At 70.8% G+C, this 22,690-nt stretch carries 23 protein-coding genes, 1 pseudogene and 1 riboswitch; of the genes and pseudogenes, 11 read left to right on the forward strand and 13 right to left on the reverse strand.

The genetic code is table 11. From position 1 onward, the window contains the following. Positions 1–15: 15 nt before the first annotated feature. Complete coding sequence (locus OHA98_RS07630; RefSeq protein ID WP_266923645.1) at positions 16–417, reverse strand: cyclic nucleotide-binding/CBS domain-containing protein; 402 nt, start codon at positions 415–417, stop codon at positions 16–18. A 198-nt stretch (positions 418–615) separates the two neighbouring features. Next, the gene (gene hisN, locus OHA98_RS07635; protein WP_266923647.1) at positions 616–1,416 is read right to left on the reverse strand and encodes a histidinol-phosphatase; all 801 of its coding nucleotides are present in this window, start codon (positions 1,414–1,416) and stop codon (positions 616–618) included. Positions 1,417–1,544: 128 nt separating this feature from the next. Between hisN and OHA98_RS07640 the strand changes: the two genes are divergently transcribed. Continuing rightward, a complete protein-coding gene (locus tag OHA98_RS07640; RefSeq protein ID WP_266923649.1) occupies positions 1,545–2,096 on the forward strand; it encodes a TetR/AcrR family transcriptional regulator in 552 nt (183 codons plus the stop codon). A gap of 45 nt (positions 2,097–2,141) precedes the next feature. On the opposite strand, the gene OHA98_RS07645 is transcribed toward OHA98_RS07640, so the two are convergent. From OHA98_RS07645 to OHA98_RS07660, 4 genes are all read right to left on the reverse strand, one after another. Further along, positions 2,142–2,465, reverse strand: coding sequence for a multidrug efflux SMR transporter (locus OHA98_RS07645; protein WP_266923651.1), 324 nt, complete (start codon positions 2,463–2,465; stop codon positions 2,142–2,144). A gap of 131 nt (positions 2,466–2,596) precedes the next feature. Then, the gene (gene rsgA / locus OHA98_RS07650; protein WP_266923653.1) at positions 2,597–3,613 is read right to left on the reverse strand and encodes a ribosome small subunit-dependent GTPase A; all 1,017 of its coding nucleotides are present in this window, start codon (positions 3,611–3,613) and stop codon (positions 2,597–2,599) included. Between the two features lie 4 nt (positions 3,614–3,617). After that, positions 3,618–4,958 carry a 3-phosphoshikimate 1-carboxyvinyltransferase gene (gene aroA / locus OHA98_RS07655; RefSeq protein WP_266923654.1) on the reverse strand — a complete coding sequence of 447 codons (1,341 nt, stop codon included), beginning with the start codon at positions 4,956–4,958 and terminating at the stop codon, positions 3,618–3,620. A 103-nt stretch (positions 4,959–5,061) separates the two neighbouring features. Next, positions 5,062–5,775, reverse strand: coding sequence for a M50 family metallopeptidase (locus OHA98_RS07660; protein ID WP_266923656.1), 714 nt, complete (start codon positions 5,773–5,775; stop codon positions 5,062–5,064). A gap of 53 nt (positions 5,776–5,828) precedes the next feature. On the opposite strand from OHA98_RS07660, the gene OHA98_RS07665 reads away from it, so the two are divergent. The 8 genes and pseudogenes from OHA98_RS07665 to OHA98_RS07700 all read left to right on the forward strand — a co-directional run bounded on the left by OHA98_RS07665 (position 5,829) and on the right by OHA98_RS07700 (position 11,798). Further along, on the forward strand, positions 5,829–6,644 hold the full coding sequence (locus OHA98_RS07665; RefSeq protein ID WP_266923658.1) for an SOS response-associated peptidase: 816 nt from the start codon (positions 5,829–5,831) through the stop codon (positions 6,642–6,644). A gap of 118 nt (positions 6,645–6,762) precedes the next feature. After that, the gene (locus OHA98_RS07670) at positions 6,763–7,386 is read left to right on the forward strand and encodes an alpha/beta family hydrolase (protein ID WP_266923660.1); all 624 of its coding nucleotides are present in this window, start codon (positions 6,763–6,765) and stop codon (positions 7,384–7,386) included. A 292-nt stretch (positions 7,387–7,678) separates the two neighbouring features. Continuing rightward, complete coding sequence (locus OHA98_RS07675; protein ID WP_266927784.1) at positions 7,679–8,341, forward strand: sigma-70 family RNA polymerase sigma factor; 663 nt, start codon at positions 7,679–7,681, stop codon at positions 8,339–8,341. Then, entirely contained in the window at positions 8,338–8,658 is a 321-nt protein-coding gene (gene rsrA / locus OHA98_RS07680; protein ID WP_266923662.1) for a mycothiol system anti-sigma-R factor, read from the forward strand. Before OHA98_RS07675 ends, rsrA begins: the two co-directional genes overlap by 4 nt. A gap of 125 nt (positions 8,659–8,783) precedes the next feature. Next, a pseudogene (locus tag OHA98_RS07685) lies at positions 8,784–9,008 on the forward strand (hypothetical protein); the annotation flags it as partial. 92 nt (positions 9,009–9,100) lie between these two features. Next, positions 9,101–10,093, forward strand: coding sequence for a hypothetical protein (locus OHA98_RS07690; protein ID WP_266923663.1), 993 nt, complete (start codon positions 9,101–9,103; stop codon positions 10,091–10,093). A gap of 125 nt (positions 10,094–10,218) precedes the next feature. Further along, positions 10,219–10,857, forward strand: a complete 639-nt coding sequence (gene def, locus OHA98_RS07695; RefSeq protein WP_266923665.1) for a peptide deformylase — start codon at positions 10,219–10,221, stop codon at positions 10,855–10,857. A gap of 203 nt (positions 10,858–11,060) precedes the next feature. Further along, a complete protein-coding gene (locus OHA98_RS07700) occupies positions 11,061–11,798 on the forward strand; it encodes a D-Ala-D-Ala carboxypeptidase family metallohydrolase (RefSeq protein ID WP_266923666.1) in 738 nt (245 codons plus the stop codon). Positions 11,799–11,864: 66 nt separating this feature from the next. Here OHA98_RS07700 and OHA98_RS07705 read toward each other — a convergent pair whose 3' ends face one another. Next, positions 11,865–12,839, reverse strand: a complete 975-nt coding sequence (locus OHA98_RS07705) for a GlxA family transcriptional regulator (protein WP_266923668.1) — start codon at positions 12,837–12,839, stop codon at positions 11,865–11,867. An 81-nt stretch (positions 12,840–12,920) separates the two neighbouring features. Between OHA98_RS07705 and OHA98_RS07710 the strand changes: the two genes are divergently transcribed. Continuing rightward, positions 12,921–13,133 (forward strand): hypothetical protein, encoded by a 213-nt coding sequence (locus tag OHA98_RS07710; RefSeq protein ID WP_266923670.1) that lies wholly within the window; start codon positions 12,921–12,923, stop codon positions 13,131–13,133. Positions 13,134–13,227: 94 nt separating this feature from the next. Here the strand turns inward: OHA98_RS07710 and OHA98_RS07715 are convergent, their stop codons facing one another. From OHA98_RS07715 to OHA98_RS07740, 6 genes are all read right to left on the reverse strand, one after another. Next, positions 13,228–14,244: a ribonucleotide-diphosphate reductase subunit beta gene (locus OHA98_RS07715; protein ID WP_266923671.1), complete on the reverse strand. Its 1,017-nt coding sequence runs from the start codon at positions 14,242–14,244 to the stop codon at positions 13,228–13,230. Further along, entirely contained in the window at positions 14,244–16,649 is a 2,406-nt protein-coding gene (locus tag OHA98_RS07720; protein ID WP_266923673.1) for a ribonucleoside-diphosphate reductase subunit alpha, read from the reverse strand. The genes OHA98_RS07715 and OHA98_RS07720 overlap by 1 nt, the downstream gene beginning before the upstream one ends. A 145-nt stretch (positions 16,650–16,794) precedes the next feature. Beyond that, positions 16,795–16,924: riboswitch (cobalamin riboswitch) on the reverse strand. Between the two features lie 230 nt (positions 16,925–17,154). Then, positions 17,155–17,820: a hypothetical protein gene (locus OHA98_RS07725; RefSeq protein WP_266923675.1), complete on the reverse strand. Its 666-nt coding sequence runs from the start codon at positions 17,818–17,820 to the stop codon at positions 17,155–17,157. 106 nt (positions 17,821–17,926) lie between these two features. Continuing rightward, positions 17,927–19,561, reverse strand: coding sequence for a monocarboxylate uptake permease MctP (gene mctP / locus OHA98_RS07730; protein WP_266923676.1), 1,635 nt, complete (start codon positions 19,559–19,561; stop codon positions 17,927–17,929). Then, complete coding sequence (locus OHA98_RS07735; protein ID WP_266923678.1) at positions 19,558–19,812, reverse strand: DUF3311 domain-containing protein; 255 nt, start codon at positions 19,810–19,812, stop codon at positions 19,558–19,560. Before OHA98_RS07735 ends, mctP begins: the two co-directional genes overlap by 4 nt. A 304-nt stretch (positions 19,813–20,116) precedes the next feature. After that, entirely contained in the window at positions 20,117–20,881 is a 765-nt protein-coding gene (locus OHA98_RS07740) for a GntR family transcriptional regulator (RefSeq protein ID WP_073717913.1), read from the reverse strand. A 279-nt stretch (positions 20,882–21,160) separates the two neighbouring features. Between OHA98_RS07740 and OHA98_RS07745 the strand changes: the two genes are divergently transcribed. Then, positions 21,161–22,459 (forward strand): sugar ABC transporter substrate-binding protein, encoded by a 1,299-nt coding sequence (locus tag OHA98_RS07745; RefSeq protein WP_266923680.1) that lies wholly within the window; start codon positions 21,161–21,163, stop codon positions 22,457–22,459. Positions 22,460–22,690 lie beyond the last annotated feature (231 nt).

Consider the following 22,690-nt stretch of genomic DNA (forward strand, 5'->3'; position numbering starts at 1 on the left):
TTCCCGGGCCGCCGGTCAGCTCGCCAGACCGACGGTGCGGCGCCTGACCGGGGCCCAGCACCGGATGATGTCGCGCACCGAGACGACGCCCACCGGACCGGCGTCGTCCAGCACGACGAGATGGCGGAACCCGCCGTGCGTCATGGCTTCCGCGGCCTCCTCCAGGGTCCAGGTCGGGGCGGCGAACACCACGTCGGTGGTGGTGTGGGCGGAGGCGGTCTCCACGTCGGGGCTCTGTCCCGAGGCGATCGCGTCGAGGATGTCGCGCTCGGTGATGATCCCGAACCCGCTGGTGTCCGGGTCGTGGACGACGGCCGCTCCGACGCGGCGGGCGGACATCAGCCGGGCCGCCTGGCGGAGCGTATGGGTGGGGCCGATGGTCAGGACCATCGTGCTCATGGCGTCGCGGACGAGCATGAAGGGAGCCACCTCCTTGGCGAGCCGGCCCGGGGGAGCCGGTCCTGTGAGCCGATTCACAAGTTCACAAGTGGGGGGACTCTCAGAGTCGCACCCTTGGGGTGCGTCAACAAGGGGTCGGTGAAGAAAGTCTGTGGGGCGGGCAAAGGCCCGCCCCACGTGTCCCGTGCGCCCCGTCGGTGACCGCGGGGACGGTGCTCAGTAGCGCTGGTTGAGGTAGCCGAGCAGCTCGTGGTGGAGCAGACCGTTCGAAGCTGCCGCGTTGCCGCCGCCCGGACCGGAGACGCCGTCCAGGCTGGTGAACCGCCCGCCCGCCTCCTGGACGATGATCGCGTTCGCCGCCATGTCCCACAGGGACAGCTCCGGCTCGGCGGCGATGTCCACCGAACCCTCGGCGACCATCATGTACGGCCAGAAGTCCCCGTACCCACGCGTCCGCCAGCAGGCCCGGGTCAGGTCCAGGAAGCCGTCGAGGCGGCCCTGCTCCTCCCAGCCGCTCAGCGAGGCGTACCCCAGCGAGGCGTCCGCGATCCGCTCCACCTTCGACACCCGCAGCCGGGTCGCCGAGGTGAGGCTGCGGCCGGAGAACGCGCCCGCGCCCTTCGCCGCCCACCAGCGCCGGCTCAGGGCGGGCGCCGAGACCACGCCGACCACCGGCTGGAAACCGTCCTCGCCCGCCTCCATCAGCGAGATCAGCGTCGCCCACACGGGCACCCCGCGGACGTAGTTCTTGGTGCCGTCGATCGGGTCGATCACCCAGCGCCGGGGGCCGGTGCCCTCGATCCCGTACTCCTCGCCCAGAATCGCGTCGCGCGGGCGGGCCCGGTGGAGATGGCCGCGGATCAGTTCCTCGGCCGCCTTGTCGGCCTCGCTCACCGGCGTCATGTCCGGCTTGGTCTCGACCTTCAGGTCGAGGGCCTTGAACCGGTCCATCGTCGCCGCGTCGGCGGCGTCCGCCAGTACATGGGCGAGGCGCAGATCATCGTGATAATCGGGCATGTCGTCACAGTATCCACCGGCACCCGGCGGGGGCTACATGGCCCCGGCCGGTGGTCCGGTGCGCGGGCCCTTGACAGTCGCGTGCGGCGCGTCAACTCTGAACCGCAGGTCCCCGGGCGTGGGAGGCGATGGTGCCGTCAGCGCGAGAAGCCCTGCTGGACGCCGCTCTGGCGGCCCTGGACGAACAGCCCTGGCGGACGGTGCGCATGGTTGACGTCGCCGCCCTGGCCGGAGTCTCGCGGCAGAGCCTCTACAACGAGTTCGGCGGCAAGGACGGTCTGGCCCGCGCCCTGCTCGGGCAGGCGGCCGACGGCTATCTCGCCGGGGTCGAGAGGGCGCTGCGCGCGGACGTGGGTACGGGCCGGGGGCCCGCTGCCGTCGCGCTCTGGACGGTCCGGGAGGCCCGGACGAACGCCCTGGTCAAGGCGCTGCTCACGGGCTTCTGGGGGGAACGCCTGCCCCGGTCCGCGGCGTCCCCGACGCCCGCCGAACTGCTCGGCCTGGCCCGGGACCGTGCCGTGGCCGCGCTGGCGGGCGGGCAGCCGCCGGAGGCCGCCGCCGAGCTGGCCGTGCGCTGCGAGACCGTGCTGCGGCTCGCGCTGTCCTACGTGATGGTGCCCGCGGAGGGCCGCACGGCACCGCTGATCACGGAAGCGGCGCGGCCGCGGGAGGCCTGCTGACGGCCCGGTCACCGGGGTCGGCGGCCCGGGTGCGCGGGCCCGGGTTCAGTGGGAGGAGCCGGACAGCTGGAGGCCGATCACACCGACGATCACCAGCGAGATCGAGACCAGTTTCAGGGTCGAGACGACGTCGTCGAGGAAGACCATCCCGTAGATCGCCGTACCGGCCGCGCCGATTCCGGTCCACACCGCGTAGGCGGGGCCGACATCGAGCTTCTTGAGCGACAGCGTCAGCAGCCCGAAACTGCCGAGCGCGAACACACAGAACGCGACCGTCGGCCAGAGCCGGCTGAATCCGTGGCTCAGCTTCAGACACACGGCGAAGCCGGTCTCCAGCAGTCCCGCGACCACGACCAGCAGCCATGCCATCGTCAGTTGCCTCCGTGTAGGTGACGCCCTCGTCCAGCCCGTCGCGAGGTCCGGCTCGGTGCGATTAGCCCTTACCAGTCCCGGGAACTCGCAAACGTGCGCGAGTCGCCGGGCGCGTGACCCGGGCGGGCTCAGTCGCCCTCGCGCCGCTCACGCGTGGCGAGCAGCCTGCGCAGCGAGTACAGCCGCGCGGGGTCGGCGTGGCCCTCGGCGACCCAGGCGTCCAGCGCGCATTCCGGCTGGTTCTCGTCGTGGGTGCAGCCGCGCGGGCAGTTCTCGGTGCCGGGCTCCAGGTCGGGGAACGCGTTGATGACGCGCGAGGGGTCCACGTGGTGCAGCCCGAAGGACCGCACACCCGGGGTGTCGACCACCCAGCCCCGGTTGCCCGGGAGCGGCAGCGCGAGCGCGGACGTGGTGGTGTGCCGGCCGCGGCCGGTGACCGCGTTGACGACACCGGTCGTGCGCCGCCGGTCCTTCGGGACCAGGGCGTTGACCAGCGTGGTCTTCCCGACACCGGAGTGCCCGACGAACGCCGTGATCCGGTCGTTCAGCTGCTCGCGCACCCGGTCGGCCGCGTCGCCGTTCTCCAGCTCCTCGCGGCTGGTGACGATGTAGGGGACCCCGAGCGGCGTGTACGTCTCCAGCAGCTTGTCCGCGGAGGCCAGGTCGGACTTGGTGAGTACCAGGAGCGGGGTGAGCCCGCCGTCGTACGCCGCCACCAGACAGCGGTCGATCATGCGCGGGCGCGGTTCGGGGTCGGCGAGCGCGGTGACGATCGCCAGCTGGTCGGCATTGGCGACGACCACCCGCTCGTACGGGTCGTCGTCGTCCGCCGTCCGGCGCAGCACCGAGCGGCGCTCACCGATCCGGACGATGCGGGCGAGGGTGTCCTTGTCGCCGGACAGGTCGCCCACGATGGAGACGGTGTCGCCCACCACGGCGGCCTTGCGGCCCAGTTCGCGGGCCTTCATCGCCATCACCGTACGGCCGTCGACGAGGCAGGTGAGCCTGCCCCGGTCGACGGTGAGGACCATGCCGTCCTGGGCGTCCTCGTGCTTGGGGCGGGTGTGCGTACGGGGCCGGTTGCCCTTGCGGTTGGGGCGGACGCGGATGTCGTCCTCGTCGGGGTTCTTGCCGTAGCGGCGCATGTTCTCAGGCCCCGAGCATTCCGGTCCACATGTCCGGGAAGTCCGGCAGGGTCTTGGCGGTCGTGCTCACGTTCTCGATCTCCACTCCGGGGACGGCGAGGCCGATGACCGACCCGGCGGTGGCCATCCGGTGGTCGTCGTACGTATGGAAGACGCCCCCGTGCAGCGGGCGCGGGCGGATGCGGAGGCCGTCGGCGGTCTCCGTGACATCGCCGCCGAGCTCGTTGATCTCCTTGGTCAGCGCGGCCAGCCGGTCCGTCTCGTGCAGCCGCAGATGCGCGACACCGCTGAGCGTGGAGGGGGAGTCGGCCAGGGCGGCGACGGCCGCGATGCCCGGGGTCAGCTCGCCGACCTCGCTCAGGTCCACGTCGATGCCGTGGATGCGTCCGGAGCCGGTGAAGGTGAGGCCGCGCTCGGTGAGCTCGCAGCTGCCGCCCATCGCGGTGAAGATCTCGCGCAGCGCGTCACCGGGCTGCGTGGTGCGCTCCGGCCAGTCCGGGACGGTGACCCGGCCCCCGGTGACCAGCGCGGCGGCCAGGAACGGCTGGGCGTTGGACAGGTCCGGTTCGATGGTCAGATCGCGGCCGAGCAGAGCGGAGGGGGAGACCCGCCAGACGTTCGGTTCGCCGCCCGTCTCCGGCTCGTCCACCTGGGCGCCGACGGCACGCAGCATGTCGACGGTCATCCGGATGTGCGGCATCGAGGGGAGGGCGGAACCCGTGTGCCGCACTTCCACGCCCTGGTTGAACCGGGGCCCCGACAGCAGCAGCGCCGAGACGAACTGGGAGGACGAGGAGGCGTCGATGGCCACCGGACCGCCGTCCAGGGCGCCGCCGCCGTGCACGGTCAGCGGGAGCGCGCCGCGTCCGCCGTCGTCGATCCTGGCGCCCAGGGCACGCAGGGCGTCGATCACTCCGTTCAGGGGGCGCTCGTAGGAACGGGGGTCGCCGTCGAAGTGGACCGGGCCGTCCGCGAGGGTGGCCACCGGGGGCAGGAAGCGCATGACCGTGCCGGCGTTGCCGACGTCGATCGTGGCCGGGCCGTGGAGTCCGGCCGGGATGATCCGCCAGGCCTCGCCGGTGGCGTCCGGGCCGCCCTGGACGGCGGAGCTGGAGGACACCATCTCCTCGATGCCGACGCCCATCGCGCGCAGCGCCTGAGCCATCAGCAGGGTGTCGCGGGAGCGCAGCGGGCGGCGCAGCCAGCCCGGCTCGGCGGCGAGGGAGGCGAGAACGAGTGCCCGGTTGGTGACCGATTTCGATCCGGGCACGGTGACGGTCGCGTCGACGGCTCCGCTCGCGTGGGGGGCGGGCCAGAGGGCGGGGTGCACGGAACTTTCGGTCATGGCCCTCACTTTAGTGGCTCACCGCAAACCCGGATCCTGATCAAAAGGGCGGAAACCGGGGCGTAATCCAGGCGTGGTAGGGGCCGGGGCGGGGCAGGGGCCGTCACCGTCCCAGGAGCCAGCGCCCGCCGCCGATCAGCGAGCAGAGCGACACCGCGTGGAAGAAGAACAGCCACAGGGCCGCCGGGACGTCCGTGAGCCGTGCCAGCTGGTCCGCGTCGGAGTCCGGCGCACCGCCGTGCCGCCGCTTGGACTGGAGCTCGAAGGGCGGGCGCACGCCGCCCAGCAGCAGGAACCACACCGCCGCGTACGCGAACGCCGACTGCACGGCGGCCGAGGTCAGCCAGGACACCAGCAGGAAGACCGTGCCCGTGAGGATCACGGTCAGGGCCCCGTACACATTGCGGATCATCACGAGCATCGCGGCGAGCAGCGCGGTGGCCAGCCACAGCAGCAGTGTGATCCTGCCGTCGGCCAGCAGCCAGGCGCCGCCCAGGCCCAGCAGCGACGGCGCGGTGTACCCGGCCGCCGCGGTGAGGATCATGCCGATGCCGGTCGGTCTGCCGCGGCTCACGGTCAGCCCGCTGGTGTCCGAGTGCAGCCGGATGCCGGACAGCTGCCGTCCGGTGAGCAGGGCCACCAGTCCGTGGCCGCCCTCGTGCGCGATCGTGATCGCGTTGCGCGAGAGCCGCCATATGAGGTTCGGCACGACGGCGACGAGCGCGGCGGTGGCCGTGACGACCACCAGCCACTGCGCGGGCGCGGGCTGGGTGCCGAAGACGCGATCCCACAGATCGCCCAGTTCTGTCGCGTTCATTGGCCGGGCGGCTCCTTGCGGTCGTGGCGGGCGGTCGTGGCAGTCTGGCAGTTATGTGCGGACGGTATGCAGCGAGTCGGCGGCCCGAGGACCTGACCGGACTCTTCGAGGTCGAGAAGTGGGAACCCACCGAGACCCTTGAGCCCGACTGGAACGTGGCACCGACCAAAGAGGTCTACGCGGTACTGGAGCGTCCTGTGAAGGACGCAGACGATCAGCGTCCGGTTCGCCAGCTGCGTGCCCTGAAGTGGGGACTCGTACCGTCCTGGGCCAAGTCGCCGGAGGGCGGCGCCCGCATGATCAACGCCCGCGCGGAGACCGTGCACGAGAAGCCCTCCTTCCGTCGCCCCTTCGTGCAGCGGCGCTGCATCCTGCCCGCGGACGGCTACTACGAGTGGGTCACCGGCTCCGAGGAGCGGCAGCTGGAGGAGAGCGGGAAGAAGAAGCGGCCGCGCAAGCAGCCGTACTTCGTGACGCCCGCCGACGGTTCGGTCTTCGCGATGGCGGGGCTGTACGAGTTCTGGCGCGACCGGACCCTGCCCGACGACCATCCGATGGCCTGGTGGGTGACCTGCTCCGTGATCACCACCGAGGCGGAGACCACGCCGCTGGCCGTCGCCCCCGCCGAGGGCCCGGCCGCGCTGGCCGACATCCACCCCCGGATGCCGCTGATGCTGACCCCGGACCGCTGGGACGCCTGGCTGGACCCGGCGCGCACGGACGTCGAGGAGCTGCGGGGGCTGCTCTCCCCGCCGCCCGGCGGGCTGATGCGCGCCTATCCGGTGGGCACGGCGGTCAGCAACGTGCGCAACAACGGCCCCGAGCTGCTGGAGGAACTCGCGGCGCCGGAAGTCGCGACGCTGTTCTGACCGGGGCCCGCCGCGAGGCAGGATGAACCGTGTGAGCCGTGACGAGAGCGTGCAGAAGAGTCCGGGTGAAAGCGCGCGGAAGGGCGCGCCTGTCGGCGTGCGGAGCCCGCGCAGGAGCGTGCGGAAGGCCGACACCGGGGCGGGCGAGGCCCGGATCACCTGGCTGCCCGCGCCCGACGCCCGTCTGGTGCTGGCGCTCGGCCACGGCGCGGGCGGCGGGATCGAGGCCCGGGACCTGACGGCCCTGGCCGCCGCACTGCCGGCGCGCGGGGTGACCGTCGCCCTGGTGGAGCAGCCCTGGCGGGTGGCCGGCAGGAAGGTGGCGCCCGCCCCGAAGACCCTGGACACCGGCTGGCGCGGGGTGTGGCCCGCGCTGGCCCGGCCGGGACTGCCGGTCGTGGCCGGCGGACGCAGCGCCGGAGCCCGGGTGGCGTGCCGGACGGCGACGGAGCTGGGCGCCCACGCCGTCCTGGCGCTCAGCTTCCCCCTGCACCCGCCGGGCAGGCCGGAGAAGTCCCGGGCGGACGAGCTGCTGGGGGCGGGCGTCCCCACCCTGGTGGTGCAGGGCGGCAACGATCCGTTCGGGCGTCCCGGCGAATTCCCGCCCGGCCCCTACGAACTGGCCGAGGTGCCGCACGGGGACCACGGCTTCGCGGTCCCGAAGAGGTCCGGCATGACCGAGGACGGGGCGATGGGTGTCCTCACCTCCGCGGTGACCGGATGGCTCGCCTCACTCGTATGACCGCGTGGCCCGTGTGACGTGCGCACCCCGGGAATGCCGGATGCGGGGCCGCTGTTGTTCGAGGCGTCGGTACAAGCACGTCGTACGTGGAGAGGGAGTCCGTCGCATGGGTTCGACCATCTGCCCGCGCCGCTCGAACACCGCTGATCTGGAGTGGACGGTCCTGCACGCGGCCAGGACCACTCCCGAGCGGGCACCGGGCGGACCGGATCGACAGCCCGTCGCGAAGCCGGGTCGACTATTCTCCGATGCGAGCGGGTCCGGTTTCGGCTCCGCCACATCGTTGGAGGAGGTGGGTCCGGTCACTGGGACCGACACAGGGACCGACGACGGCCGCGCACAGGAGACGACCGCCGAGCGCAACGCGCGTTTCGAGCGGGACGCCCTCGGATTTCTCGATCAGATGTACTCGGCCGCACTGCGCATGACGCGCAACCCCGCCGACGCCGAGGACCTGGTCCAGGAGACGTACGCCAAGGCGTACGGATCCTTCCACCAGTTCCGTGAGGGCACGAACCTCAAGGCGTGGATGTACCGCATTCTTACGAACACCTTCATCAACTCGTACCGCAAGAAGCAGCGCGAGCCCCAGCGCAGTGCCGCCGAGGAGATCGAGGACTGGCAGCTGGCGCGCGCCGAGTCGCACATGTCGACCGGCCTGCGTTCGGCGGAGTCCCAGGCTCTCGACCACCTGCCGGACTCCGATGTGAAGTCGGCGCTCCAGGCGATCCCCGAAGAGTTCCGCATCGCCGTGTATCTCGCCGACGTAGAAGGCTTTGCGTACAAGGAGATCGCGGACATCATGGGGACTCCTATCGGTACGGTGATGTCCCGGCTGCACCGCGGCCGCCGCCAACTGCGCGGCATGCTGGAGGACTACGCCCGTGAGCGCGGGCTCGTCCCGGCCGGCGCCGGTGCCGGTGAGTCGGACGATCGGAAAGGCTCGGCCTCATGAGCTGCGGAGAGCCGCACGAGACGGATTGCTCAGAGGTTCTCGACCATCTCTACGAGTTCCTCGACCGTGAGATGCCCGAGGGCGACTGCACCAAGTTCGAGGTGCACTTCGAGGAGTGCTCCCCGTGCCTGGAGAAGTACGGCCTGGAACAGGCCGTGAAGAAACTGGTCAAGCGCTGCTGCGGTCAGGACGAGGTCCCGACCGATCTGCGCTCGAAGGTGATGGGCCGGATCGATCTGATCCGTGCGGGCCAGGACGTTCCGGACCAGGACGTGGCCGTCGGCCCGGTGGACCGCTCGGCGGCCGCCACGGAGTGACATCGGCAGCGGGCGACCGCTGTACGGGTGAGGGCGTGCCGCGGACACCGCGGCGCGCCCTCACCCGTTCCCGCCGCCGTGCGGGGGCCGGGACCGTCCGGGGCGCGGGCACAGGCCGCCGCGCGGTGGTCGAACAGCAGACCGACCCGTACCGGGAACAGCCGCTGAGCGCCCGGATCGTCGGGACGGCCGACGCTTGCGGGGACCCGTGCGGGGAAGGCGTGAGCGGGCCGCTCGGCACTCTGGAGCGGCTGCGGCCCGGCACCGGACACGACGACCGGCCGCAGGTGGTGCGGGCGTCGGCGAGAGTCCTGGCGCGGGGCGGTCTGACCCCGGTCCGGGCTGGGTAACCCATGGGTAATGAGCGGGCGTCCGGCCGGGCATGGTTGGATGCGAAAGCAGAGCGGAAACAGAGGGTGTCCAGTCGGGACAGGCGGGAATCGTGAGGATCTTCGGGAAGGTACGGCATCGGCCATCCGCATCATGGCGGCAGGCCACGGACCGCGCGTTCACGCTGATCGGCGACGGCCGGTACGAGGATGCGGGGGCGCTGCTGACGCGCGCGGCGGACCTGGAGCCCTGGCTCTCGGAGTCCTGGTTCAACCTGGCCCTGCTGCACAAGTTCCGGCACGACTGGGAGCAGGCGAGAGCGGCGGGCCTGCGGGCCGTCGCGCTGCTCGACCGGGAGTCCGGCGCGCCCGACTGGTGGAATGTCGGTATCGCGGCCACCGCGCTCCAGGACTGGCCGCTGGCGCGGCGGGCCTGGCAGGCGTACGGCCTCAAGGTGCCGGGCAGCGGCCAGCACAACGCGGCGTCGAACACCGAGCCGACCGGGATGGACCTGGGCAGCGCGGCGGTACGCCTGTCGCCCGAGGGCGAGGCCGAGGTCGTCTGGGGACGCAGGCTGGATCCGGCCCGGATGGAAGTGCTGTCGATCCCGCTGCCGTCCTCCGGGCGGCGCTGGGGCGAGGTCGTTCTGCACGACGGGGTGCCGCACGGCGAGCGGGTCACCGCGGCCGGGCCCTCGTATCCGGTCTTCGACGAGATCGAGCTGTGGGCGCCGTCGCCCGTGCCCACCTGGGTGGTGCTGCTGGAGGCGGCCACCGAGGAGGACCGGGACGCGCTGGAGCAGCTCGCCTCGGACGCCGGGTTCGCCGCCGAGGACTGGTCGTCCTCCGTCCGGCTGCTCTGCCGCGCCTGTTCGGAGAGCCGGATGGAGAGCGACGAGGGTGACGGCGAGCACCTGGACCCGCACGACCACAGCGAGCCAGGCCACCCGGGGCCGCTGGGCCACCGGACGTCCGGTGACCTGTGGGTGCCGGAGCGCGAGTGCGGTATCGCGGCGCCCGCCGGGCTGGTGCGCGGGCTGCTGGACGGCTGGGTCGCGGACAGTCCGGACAGCCGGGAATGGCGGGATCTCGAAGAAGTCTGCTGAGCGGTGCCCGTAGGCTGTACGGGCACCGATCGCGGTGCTGGTTCTCCCGGTCACCCGGGTTCCCCGGTTTCTCCGGGTTCCGGGTCCATCGGGTCTCAGGTTTCGCAGGAAGGCGTACGGCGGACATGGCGCAGCAGGATACGGACGAGCAGATCAGCGTGGACGACGAGGGTTTCGTCGTGGACACCGAGGACTGCGAGGCACGTGAGGCGGCGTACCGCGAGCGCGGCACCTCCCGTCCGATCACGGTCGTGGGCAACCCGGTGCTGCACAAGGAGTGCAAGGACGTCACCGAGTTCGGCGACGAGCTGGCGCAGCTGATCGACGACATGTTCGCCAGCCAGCGGACGGCGGAGGGCGTGGGCCTGGCCGCCAACCAGATCGGCGTCGACCGCAAGGTCTTCGTCTACGACTGCCCGGACGACGACGGCGTGCGGCACGTGGGCGTCATCTGCAACCCCGTTCTCGACGAGCTGCCGCCCGAGGCGCGGGTGCTGGACGACTCCAACGAGGGCTGCCTCTCGGTGCCGACGGCGTACGCGGAGCTGGCCCGCCCGGACTACGCGGTGGTGCGCGGCCAGGACGCCAAGGGCAACCCGGTCAAGGTGCGGGGCAACGGGTACTTCGCGCGCTGCCTCCAGCACGAGACCGACCACCTGTACGGCTACCTGTACATCGACCGGCTCTCCAAGCGCGACCGCAAGGACGCGCTGCGGCAGATGGCCGAGGGCACCCCGCGCTACGAGGTCGTTCCGAACGACTGAGTGCCGCCGGACCGGGTGACCGGGGCGCGTACGGGTGGGCCGGGGCCGCCGCCGGTGACGGCGGCGGCCCCGGCCCCGATACCCCATCCCTCGTCCGGGTGAACCATGTGGCAGGTAACTGTCGCTTTTTCAGGGGCAGTTGACGCGCGTCGACTCCTGGGACAGGCTCGCCTGAACATCCCACGGTGATAGGGAGTCCCCCCATGATCAGACGCACCGCGCGCGTCCTGCTCGGACTTGTCATGACCATTGCTTTCGCGTGGGGCGGGGCGGTCGTGACCGCCGGCACCGCGCAGGCCGACGGCTGTTACACCTGGACCCGCACGCTCTCGCCCGGTGCCACCGGCAATGACGTCGTCCAGCTCCAGATCCGGGTGGCCGGCTACCCCGGCTACAACTCGGTGCTCGCCATCGACGGCTCGTACGGCCCGGCCACCACGGCCGCGGTCAAGCGATTCCAGGCGGCGTACGGGCTGGCGGCCGACGGTGTCGCGGGACCGGCCACCCAGGCCAAGATCTACGCGCTCCAGGACAGCGACTGCACCCCGATCCACTTCACGTACCCCGAGCACAACACCTGCAACAGCACCTGGGCCGGTGGCGCGGTCGCGGCGGGCACGGCCAAGGCCAACGCCCTGAGCACCATGTGGAAGCTGGAGGCCCTGCGGCACGCCCTCGGTGACCAGTCCATCCGCGTCACCAGCGGTTTCCGCTCCACCTCGTGCAACGCGGCCGTCGGCGGGGCCACCAACAGCCGCCATCTGTACGGTGACGCGGCCGACCTCGGCGCCGGGCCGCACTCCCTGTGCACCCTCGCCAAGCAGGCCCGTAACCACGGCTTCAACGGGATCCTCGGCCCGGGATACCCCGGCCACGGTGACCACGTGCACGTCAACCAGGGGCCCAGCCACTACTGGTCGGCCTCCAGCTGCGGCATCTGAGGACCGCCTCCCGTGCGGGGGTGCCGCGCCCGCGGAGCCCCCGCACACCCGGACGGCGGCGCCGGATCAGGCGGCCCCGGACATCGCGGCCGGGCCGCGGAAGGTGCGGCGGTAGGCGTTCGGGGTCGTCCCCAGGGACCGTACGAACTGGTGGCGCAGCGCGGCCGCCGTGCCGAAGCCGGTCCGCCCGGCGATCGTGTCCACCGTCTCGTCCGAGGTCTCCAGCAGATGCTGGGCCAGCAGCACCCGCTGCCGCAGCAGCCAGCGGTACGGAGTGGTGCCCGTCTCCTGCTGGAAGCGGCGCGCGAAGGTGCGCGGGGACATATGGGCCAGACCGGCCAGCTGCTCGACCGTCATTTCCCGGTCGAGGTGGCGCTCCATCCAGGCGAGGGTGTCCCCGACCGTGTCGCACCTGGTGCGGGGCAGCGGGCGCTGGATGTACTGCGCCTGGCCGCCGTCGCGGTGCGGCGGTACCACCATGCGGCGCGCGATGGCGTTGGCGGCGTCCGGGCCGTGCGCCTGGCGGACCAGATGCAGACAGGCGTCGATCCCGGCGGCGGTGCCCGCCGAGGTGATCACCGGCCCGTCGTCCACGTACAGCACATCCGGCTCCACGGCGGCCAGGGGGAAGCGCCGGGCCAGCTCGTCGGCGTGCCGCCAGTGGGTGGTGCAGCGGCGGCCGTCCAGCAGCCCGGCCGCGCCGAGGACATAGGCGCCGGAGCAGACGCTCAGCACCCGCGCGCCGCGCTCCACGGCCCGGCGCAGGGCGTCCAGCACCTCCGGCGGATACTCCCGCTCCATGAAATGGCTGCCCGCCGGTACGGCGATGAGGTCGGCCTCCTCCAGCCGGCCGAGGCCATGGGGCGTGCTGATGGTGAACCCGGCGTGCGTCCGCAGCTCGGGGCCCTCGGCCGAGACCACCGCGAAATCGTGCACCGGCAGACCCTCGTCGCTGCGGTCGAGCCCGAAGACCTCGCACAGCACACCGAGTTCGAACGGGTGGACCTCGTCGAGCAGCAGGGCGGCGACATTTTTCAGCATGACGCCAGTGTGGCAGTAATTCGATGCTGTATGACAGTCCTGCCACTGCCGGAACGGGTCCGCACGGACGACAGTAGAGGCGTGAACACATTCCTGAACTACCTGGGCATAACGGCTGTTTTCGCACTCTTCCTGCTGCCGACGTTCTTCGGGCTCGCCCGTGAACGCCGCATCGACCGGGAGCTGAGAGAAGCGGAACGGGCACACGGGGCGGAGCCCCCGCGAACGAAGGGCGCCGCGCGGCCGGTCACGGCCACACGGCGCCCCTCCCCCCGGAGCTGGGCCAGGATCTGACCCGGGCCGGGATCCGGTCCGGGCCCGGCGGACGGCCCGGAGAGGCCGTCCCTGAGGAGTCGTCCTCCAGCAGCCGTCCTCCAGCAGCCGTCCTCTAGAAGTCGTCGTCGAAGCCGACCGACCCCTCCACCGCCACCTGGTAGGCGGACGGGCGGCGCTCGAAGAAGTTCGTCAGCTCCTGGACACCCTGCAGCTCCATGAACGAGAACGGGTTCTCCGAGCCGTACAGCGCCGGGAAGCCGAGGCGGGTGAGCCGCTGGTCGGCCACGCACTCCAGGTACTGCCGCATCGACTCGGTGTTCATGCCGGGCAGGCCCTCGCCGCACAGGTCGCGGCCGAACTGCAGCTCCGCCTCGACGGCCTCCTTCAGCATGTCGGTGACCTGCTGCTGGAGCTCGTCGTCGAAGAGGTCCGGCTCCTCCTTGCGGACGGTGTCCACGACCTCGAACGCGAAGTTCATGTGCATGGTCTCGTCACGGAACACCCAGTTGGTGCCCGTGGCGAGGCCGTGCAGCAGGCCGCGCGAGCGGAACCAGTACACGTACGCGAAGGCGCCGTAGAAGAACAGCCCCTCGATGCACGCCGCGAAGCAGATCAGGTTCAGCAGGAAGCGGCGGCGGTCCGCCTTCGTCTCCAGCCGGTCGATCTTCTCGACCGAATCCATCCACCTGAAGCAGAACTGCGCCTTCTCGCGGATGGAGGGGATCTCCTCGACCGCGTCGAACGCCGCCGCCCGGTCGTCCGGATCGGGCAGATACGTGTCGAGCAGCGTCAGATAGAACTGGACGTGCACGGCCTCCTCGAAGAGCTGCCGCGACAGATACAGCCGCGCCTCGGGAGAGTTGATGTGCTTGTACAGCGTCAGCACGAGGTTGTTGGAGACGATGGAGTCACCGGTCGCGAAGAACGCCACCAGCCTGCCGATCATGTGCTGTTCGCCGGGGGAGAGCTTGGCGAGGTCGGCGACGTCGGAGTGGAGGTCGACCTCCTCGACCGTCCAGGTGTTCTTGATCGCGTCCCGGTAGCGCTCGTAGAAGTCCGGGTAGCGCATCGGGCGCAGGGTCAGTTCGAAGCCCGGGTCGAGCAGGTTCTTGTTCTCGTTGGAGCTCATTACTGGCAGGCCTCGCAGGACTCGGGGTTTTCCAGGGAGCAGGCGATGGCGTCCGCGTCGGGAGCCTGGGCCTGCTGTACGGGGATGGGGGCGGCGGCGGACGCCTGGCCGGACGCGGCGCGGGCGATCCGGGTCGCCGGGCGCGACCGCAGGTAGTACGTCGTCTTCAGCCCCTGCTTCCAGGCGTACGCGTACATCGAGGAGAGCTTGCCGATCGTCGGCGTCTCCAGGAACAGGTTCAGCGACTGGCTCTGGTCGAGGAACGGCGTACGCGCCGCCGCCATGTCGATCAGTCCGCGCTGCGGGATCTCCCACGCGGTGCGGTACAGCGCCCGCACCTCCTCGGGGATCCAGGCGAAGCCCTGCACGGAGCCGCTCGCCTCGCGCAGCGCCTCGCGGGTCCGGGCGTCCCACACGCCGAGCTGCTTCAGCTCGTCCACCAGATAGGCGTTGACCTGGAGGAACTCACCGCTGAGCGTCTCGCGCTTGAACAGGTTGGAGACCTGCGGCTCGATGCACTCGTACACCCCGGCGATCGAGGCGATCGTGGCGGTCGGCGCGATGGCCAGGAGCAGCGAGTTACGCATCCCGGTCTTCGCGACACGGGCGCGCAGGGCCTCCCAGCGCTCCGGCCAGTTCAGCGCGGTGTCGTAGTGGTCGGGGTGCAGCACCCCGCGTGCGGTGCGGGTCTCGGCCCAGGCCGGGAGCGGGCCGGAGCGCTCGGCGAGGTCGCAGGACGCCTCGTACGCCGCGAGCATGATGCGCTCGGAGATCTTCGTGGACAGGGCCCGCGCCTCGGGGGAGTCGAAGGGCAGCCGGAGCTGGAAGAAGACGTCCTGGAGGCCCATCGCGCCCAGGCCCACCGGCCGCCAGCGCGCGTTGGAGCGTCCGGCCTGCTCGGTCGGGTAGAAGTTGATGTCGACGACCCGGTCCAGGAAGGTCACGGCGGTCCGCACGGTGGCGTCCAGCCGCTCCCAGTCGATGGACCCGTCCGCCACGAACGACCCCAGGTTGACCGAGCCCAGATTGCAGACGGCCGTCTCGCCGTCGTCGGTCACTTCGAGGATCTCGGTGCACAGGTTCGACGAGTGGACGACGCGGCCCGGCTCGGCGGTCTGGTTGGCGGTCCGGTTGGAGGCGTCCTTGAACGTCATCCAGCCCTGACCGGTCTGCGCGAGCGTACGCATCATCCGGCCGTACAGGTCCCGCGCGGGCATCGACTTGCGGGCCAGCCCCCTGGCCTCCGCCGCGCGGTACGCGGCGTCGAACTCGTCGCCCCACAGGTCGACCAGCTCGGGCACGTCGGCGGGCGAGAACAGCGACCACTGCCCGTCCGCGTCCACCCGGCGCATGAACTCGTCCGGGATCCAGTGCGCCAGGTTGAGGTTGTGCGTACGCCGCTGGTCCTCACCCGTGTTGTCGCGCAGCTCCAGGAACTCCTCGATGTCCGCGTGCCAGGTCTCCAGGTAGACGGCGGCGGCGCCCTTGCGGCGGCCACCCTGGTTGACCGCGGCGACCGAGGCGTCGAGCGTCTTCAGGAACGGCACGATGCCGTTGGAGTGCCCGTTGGTGCCCCGGATCAGCGAACCGCGGGCGCGGATACGGGAGTACGAGAGGCCGATGCCGCCCGCGTGCTTGGAGAGCCGCGCCACCTGGTGGTAGCGGTCGTAGATCGAGTCCAGCTCGTCCTTGGGCGAGTCCAGCAGATAGCAGGAGGACATCTGCGGGTGCCGGGTGCCGGAGTTGAAGAGGGTGGGGGAGGAGGGCAGGTAGTCCAGCCGGCTCATCAGCCCGTACAGCGCGGCGACCTCGTCCAGCGCGTGCACGCTCTCGTCCTCGGCCAGACCGGCCGCGACCCGCAGCATGAAGTGCTGCGGCGTCTCGATGACCTGGCGGGTGTGCGGGTGGCGCAGCAGATAGCGGCTGTGCAGCGTCCGCAGCCCGAAGTAACCGAAGCGGTCGTCCGCGCCGTCGGCCAGCGACCGCTCGACCAGCGCGTCGAGCGCGGCGGCGTGCAGCGCCACGAAGGCGGCCGTACGGTCGGCGATCAGGCCCTCGCGGTGCCCCACGGCGACCGAGGCGGAGAACGACACCGCGCCCTGGCCCGCCGCCTCGTCGGCGATGGACCGGGTCAGCAGCCGGGCGGCGAGCCGGGAGTAGGCGGGGTCCTCGGAGATCAGCCCCGCGGCCGCCTCGGTGGCCAGCGAACGCAGCTCCGCCTCGTCCGACCGGGCGTTGCGGCCGCGCAGCGCGGCGGCGGCGACCCGTCCGGGATCGGTGTCGGGCAGATCGACGGTGAGGTCCGTCAGGGTCCGCAGCAGTGCGGTTCCCGGTGCGTCGGTCGTGGGCTCCGTCGGTTCGGCTGCGGCGGCGGCTGAAACCGGATCGGCTGGCGCGATGGTCACGGGGATTTCCCTCGCTCGGCTGGGGGCCGGCGGGGAACGGGGGCAGCCGGGCAGCACGGTGCCCGGGGCGGGGCAGCACTGCGTACGGCGTCCACCGGCCCATCCGCGAGGCCCGGACGTCTTGGCGTCCGGTTCGGTCGAGCCGGACGCGCTGTCGACAGGTCGTCGGACTTCGGGTGTGCAAAAGCACACTGAATACACCGTTGCGGGACAGTTCCGGATTCGCACCGGATTCCCCTGCGGCGACAGCGAGCACGAGCATACATGTGGGGGCCGCCCGATGAGGCAGCCCCCACATGTTGTGTCGCGGGCCGTGGTGGGCCCTGTCGGAGTGTCAGCCGGTGGGCGAGCGGCGGCAGGCCGGGGAGCGGCTCCAGGCCCCGTTCCCGGCCCGCTTCAGGCCCGCTTCAGGCCCGCTTCCGGGCCCGTTCCCGGCTCCCTCTCCGGGCCCCCTCCCCGGCTGCTCCGGCCTCGTACGGCGTGATCTCCCCGGCCGCGGAATCCCTCAGCCGCTCGCTCCCACGTCGTTGTTCGGGGCCCCGTCGCCGACCGGTGGCAGGTCGCCGCGTTCGACGGGACCCGCGCCGGGTGCCCGGCCCGCCGGGGGCAGGATCTCGTCGAGTTCACGGTCATCCGCGCGGTGCGCGGCCTCGGCGGCCGTGCGCAGGGTGTCGCGGTCGACCTCGCCGCGGGCTCCGCCGACCCGGACGACGACCTCGCCCTCCGCGCGGGCGTACTCATGGCTGTCCGGCGTCGAGCGGTACCAGTTCGCGCCGTCCCGCTCGCAGGCCGCCGGTGTGCCCGGGCCCCCGCCGGGCCGCGGGCCCGTCGCGCAGTTCGACGCCGTGAGTGTGCCGCGCTCCACGGAGAGCTGGATGCGCTTGCCGCCGGCCGCCACGTAGAAGCTCCCGAAGCCGTCGTCGCCGAGGACGCCGACGGACTGCCGGGCCAGGGTGTACCCGGGGACCTCGGTCACATAGACGTGGCCGGTGGTGGTCTGGATGGCCGCGGCCCTGGCCTCCAGCGCGGCCCGGCCGGGCCCCGGGGCGGAGGGGGCCGCGCCCCCGGGGCTGTCCGCATCGGGTCCGGGGGCCGGCTCCGTGCCGCAGGCCGCGAGTGTCAGCACCAGCAGCACGGGCCACAGCCCGGGGAGCGGGGAGCGAGGGTTCATGCCCGCATCCTCGCGTACGGTGACCGCCGTGCACAGCCGGAGAACGGCGCGGGCCGCCGCGCCTCCCGGGGAGACACGACGGCCCGCGCACCGCCGTTCCGGCCGGTCAGCGAATGCCCGGCGCGACCGCCGCGGCCGGCGGCAGCTCCGCCTCGACGCCGGGGTCGCCCACATCGGCCGTGTAGTCGGCCGGCGAGGTCTCGTCGATGCCCGCCGGGGCCTTCAGCGCGTTCAGGACGAGGGTCAGGACGATCACGACCACCACGTTCAGCACGAAGGCCGTCAGCCCGATGTAGCCGATCTCGCCGATTCCCGGAATCTCCTTCGAGGAGCCGCCGAAGTGCTTCTGGGTGGGGCTCGCCACGCCGTACGCGGCGAGCGTTCCGTACGCCATGCCGGCCGCCCAGCCCGCGAGCAGCGCCCAGCGGTGGAACCAGCGGGTGAACAGCCCGCCGACCAGGGCCGGCATCGTCTGGAGGATCCAGATGCCGCCGAGCAGCTGGAAGTTGATCGCGACCGTCTTGTCCATGGTGAGGACGAAGACCAGGGCCCCGACCTTGACCAGGAGCGAGACCACCTTGGAGACCTTGGTCTCCTGGGCGGGGGTCGCGTCGGGTTTCAGGAAGTCCTTGTAGATGTTGCGGGTGAAAAGGTTCGCCGCGGCGATGGACATGATCGCGGCGGGCACCAGGGCACCGATGCCGATGGCGGCGAACGCCACTCCGGCGAACCAGTCGGGGAACATGTTCTCGAACAGCTGGGGGATGGCCAGCTGCCCGTTGTCCACCTTCACTCCGGCGGCGATCGCCATGAAGCCGAGCAGCGCCAGCATGCCCAGCATCAGGGAGTACAGCGGCAGGATCGTGGTGTTGCGCCGGATCACCTCGCGGCTGCGGCTGGAGAGCGTCGCCGTGATCGAGTGCGGGTACATGAAGAGCGCGAGCGCGGATCCCAACGCCAGTGTCGCGTAACCCCATTGACCCATGTCGCCGGGAACCAGCGAGCCGCGCGGCTGACCGGTCGCCGGATTCTTCTGGGAGAACGCCTCGCCCGCCTTGGCGAAGATGTCGTCGAAGCCGCCCAGCTTGATCGGTATGTAGATGATCGCCACCGCGATCACCAGATAGATCAGGCCGTCCTTCACGAATGCGATCAGCGCGGGCGCCCGCAGCCCGGACGAGTAGGTGTACGCGGCGAGCACGGCGAACGCGATGAGCAGCGGCAGGTCCCTGACGAACCAGTGCGTGGTCTCTCCGCCGCCGACGCCCATGACGTCCAGCACCGCCTGGATTCCGACGAGTTGGAGCGCGATGTAGGGCATCGTGGCGAGGATGCCGGTGACGGCGACCGCCAGCGAGAGCCCCTTGGAGCCGAAGCGTCCGCGGACGAAGTCCGAGGTGGTGACGTAGCCGTGCTTGTGCGAGACCGACCACAGCCGCGGCAGGAAGGTGAAGATCAGCGGGTAGACGAGGATCGTGTACGGGACGGCGAAGAAGCCCGCCGCGCCCGCCGCGTAGATCGCCGCCGGGACGGCGACGAAGGTGTACGCGGTGTAGAGGTCGCCGCCCAGCAGGAACCAGGTGACCCAGGTGCCGAACGACCGTCCGCCCAGGCCCCATTCGTCCAGACTGGCTTCGTTCTCGGCCTTGCGCCAGCGGGCCGCCATGAAGCCGATGACCGTGACGGCCACGAAGAAGAAGATGAAGACGCCGAGCGCGACGCCGTTCACACCGTCCTTCATGCGGAGGCACCTCCCTTGCGGGCGCGCCGGTCACGCTGCCACAGCTTGTACGCGACCATCGTCAGCGCGGTCGAGAGCAGCACCCAGAGCATCTGGTACCAGTAGAAGAACGGGATGCCGATGAACGTCGGATCGACCTTCGCGTACGAACCCACCCAGAGCATCGCCACGAACGGGGCGGCGAGACAGAGCGCGATCACCACTCTCGTGGGGGTGACCGTCGGTGGTTTCGCCTCGGTATCTGCTGGCATGTGGTGACTCCGTCCCCTCGCTGATCACCGGCTGCGGTCCGCGTGTGCGTCCGGCAACGGTGATGTATCGGAGAGAGTCACGGACACGGGAGTCATCCGGTTCACCCGTACGGGCAAGTCCGCGCGCACATACGCGTGCCCGTACGGGCACGCGTATGTGCGCGTGCGTACGCGGGCCCGTGCGCGCACACGCGTTTGGAACGCGTGTACGTGCGCGGGCCTGGGAACGGACAGGTGCGGCGGCCGGGAAGGTCGTCCCCGGCCGCCGCACCTGTGCCGTCCCTGCCGCCGGGGCGGCAGGGCCTCAGTCCGTGGGCCGCTTCAGCCTGGCGACGAACTTGTAGCGGTCGCCGCGGTAGACCGAGCGCACCCACTCCACCGGCTCGCCCTGCCCGTCGATCGAGTGGCGGGACAGCATCAGCATCGGAAGACCCACATCCGTACCGAGCAGCCCCGCCTCGCGCGGGGTGGCCAGCGAGGTCTCGATGGTCTCCTCGGCCTCGGCCAGCCTCACGTCGTACACCTCGGCGAGCGCGGTGTAGAGAGAGGTGTACTTCACCAGAGAACGGCGAAGCGCCGGGAAGCGTTTGGCCGAAAGGTGTGTGGTCTCGATCGCCATGGGCTCGCCGCTGGCCAGTCGCAGACGCTCGATCCGCAGCACCCGGCCGCCCGCCGTGATGTCCAGCAGACCGGCGAGCGTGTCGTCGGCGGTGACATAGCCGATGTCCAGCAGCTGAGACGTCGGCTCCAGTCCCTGGGCACGCATGTCCTCGGTGTACGAGGTCAGTTGGAGCGCCTGGGAGACCTTCGGCTTGGCGACGAAGGTTCCCTTGCCCTGGATGCGCTCCAGCCGGCCCTCGACGACCAGCTCCTGGAGCGCCTGGCGCACGGTGGTGCGCGAGGTGTCGAACTCGGCTGCCAGGGTGCGTTCGGGCGGCACGGGTGTGCCCGGTGGCAGGGTGTCGGTCATGTCGAGGAGATGCCGCTTGAGCCGGTAGTACTTCGGTACGCGCGCCGTGCGCGTACCTGCACCGGTCTCGTTCCCCGAACTGCCCCCGTCGGCGCCCATGGCCCGCCTTCCCGACTGCTGCGTTGCTGCCGTCACCGGCTCCTCCGTCTGTCGCGGCTCACATGGTGGCACGGTCCCGTCACGGGTCGTCGCCCTCCCTTAGGTGTCGGTCCTATAACGGACGCGAGTGCACTTCTTATACACCCTTGACACCCCTAAAGGTCTAGGCCAAGCTCCCGGTACTGGTCTAAACCATTAAAGACCAGGTCCAGCCCCAGCAGTACTCGTCGAATGTCTTCGCGGTGGGCGGGGTTGCAGCATCCCTGAGGAGGGTTTGGCGTGAAGCGCAAGCTCATCGCGGCGATCGGCGTCGCGGGCATGTTGGTTTCGATCGCAGCATGTGGTTCGGATGACAAGGCATCGTCCAAGGACCCGAAGGACCGTAAGGAAGACCTGACGGTCTGGCTCATGGGTGACGCGCAGTCGACCTGGCCGGAACTGGTCAAGGACGTCAACGCCCAGTTCAAGAAGAAGTACCCCAATGTCACCGTCAAGGTCCAGTACCAGCAGTGGTCGGACAAGGTGAAGAAGCTCGACACCTCCCTCGGCGGCGACAAGTTCCCGGACGTTGTCGAGCTCGGCAACACCGAGACCATGCAGTACATCCTCAATGGTGCGCTCGGCGAGATCGACCCCAAGAAGTACGAGAACTCGGACACCTGGATCAAGGGTCTGAAGGACACGTGCTCCTTCGAGGGCAAGACCTACTGCGTCCCGTACTACGCCAGTGCCCGTCTGGCTGTCTACAACAAGGACATGCTGAAGGCCGCCACCGGCAGCGACGTCCTCCCGCAGACCGAGGACGAGTTCCTCAAGGCCATGGACAAGGTCTCGGCCGAGCTGGGCAAGAAGGACAAGCGCGCCTCCTCCCTCTACTTCCCGGGCCGTTACTGGTACGCGGCGATGTCCTACGTCGCGGCGTACGGCGGCGAGGTCGCCAAGTACGACGAGGGCTCGAAACAGTGGAAGGCCAGCCTCTCCTCGCCCGAGTCGCAGAAGGGCATCGCCCACTACGTCGACCTGGTCAAGAAGTACAACAAGGCCGACCAGACGAAGGACGAGCAGGACCACGCCAACGTCATGGCCAACGAGAAGGCCGCGGTCATCTACGGCCAGGCCTGGGAGGCCGGCGGCGTCACCACGGGCGAGAACGGCAACCCGAAGCTCGACGGCAAGATCGCCACGGCCGGTATGCCCGGCCCGGAGGGCAAGGCGCTCCCGTCCTTCATCGGCGGCTCCGACCTCGCGACGATCTCCAAGTCCAAGGTCCAGGACCTCGGCGAGGAGTGGATCTCCCTCTTCACGAACGCGAAGTCGATGGACGTCCTCGCGTCGAAGAACATCCTCCCCAACAACGAGAAGCAGCTTGAGCCGCTGAAGGCCAAGCCGGAGACGGCCCCCATCGCCAACGCGGTGCCGGACGCCTGGTTCACGCCGATCGCCCCGGGCTGGGCCTCGGTCGAGAAGGAGGAGATCCTCGAGAACCTCCTCCTGGACATCCTCAAGGGCACGTCGGTCGCCGACGCGGCCAAGAAGGCCGACGAGAAGATCGACGCCCTGATCAACAAGAAGGCCTAGGAGCGTCCCTCACCCGGGGGGTGGGAGAAGGAGCGGGGCCGGGCGCGTGCGGCTGCGAGGCGGAGGACCGAGTCATGGCGGAGCCATGGTGAGCGACGACGACGCCGCGGATGTGCGTGCCCGGACCCGCGACGCCACCCCCCGGGTGCGGTTCGGTCCGAGTTCTCCGATCGTCAGGCGGGGGCCCGGCACTGCGCCGGGCCCCCGCTCCTCAGCACAAGCACGCCGTGA

Origin of the sequence: Streptomyces sp. NBC_00654, assembly GCF_026341775.1 — a bacterium.
Lineage (GTDB): Bacteria > Actinomycetota > Actinomycetes > Streptomycetales > Streptomycetaceae > Streptomyces.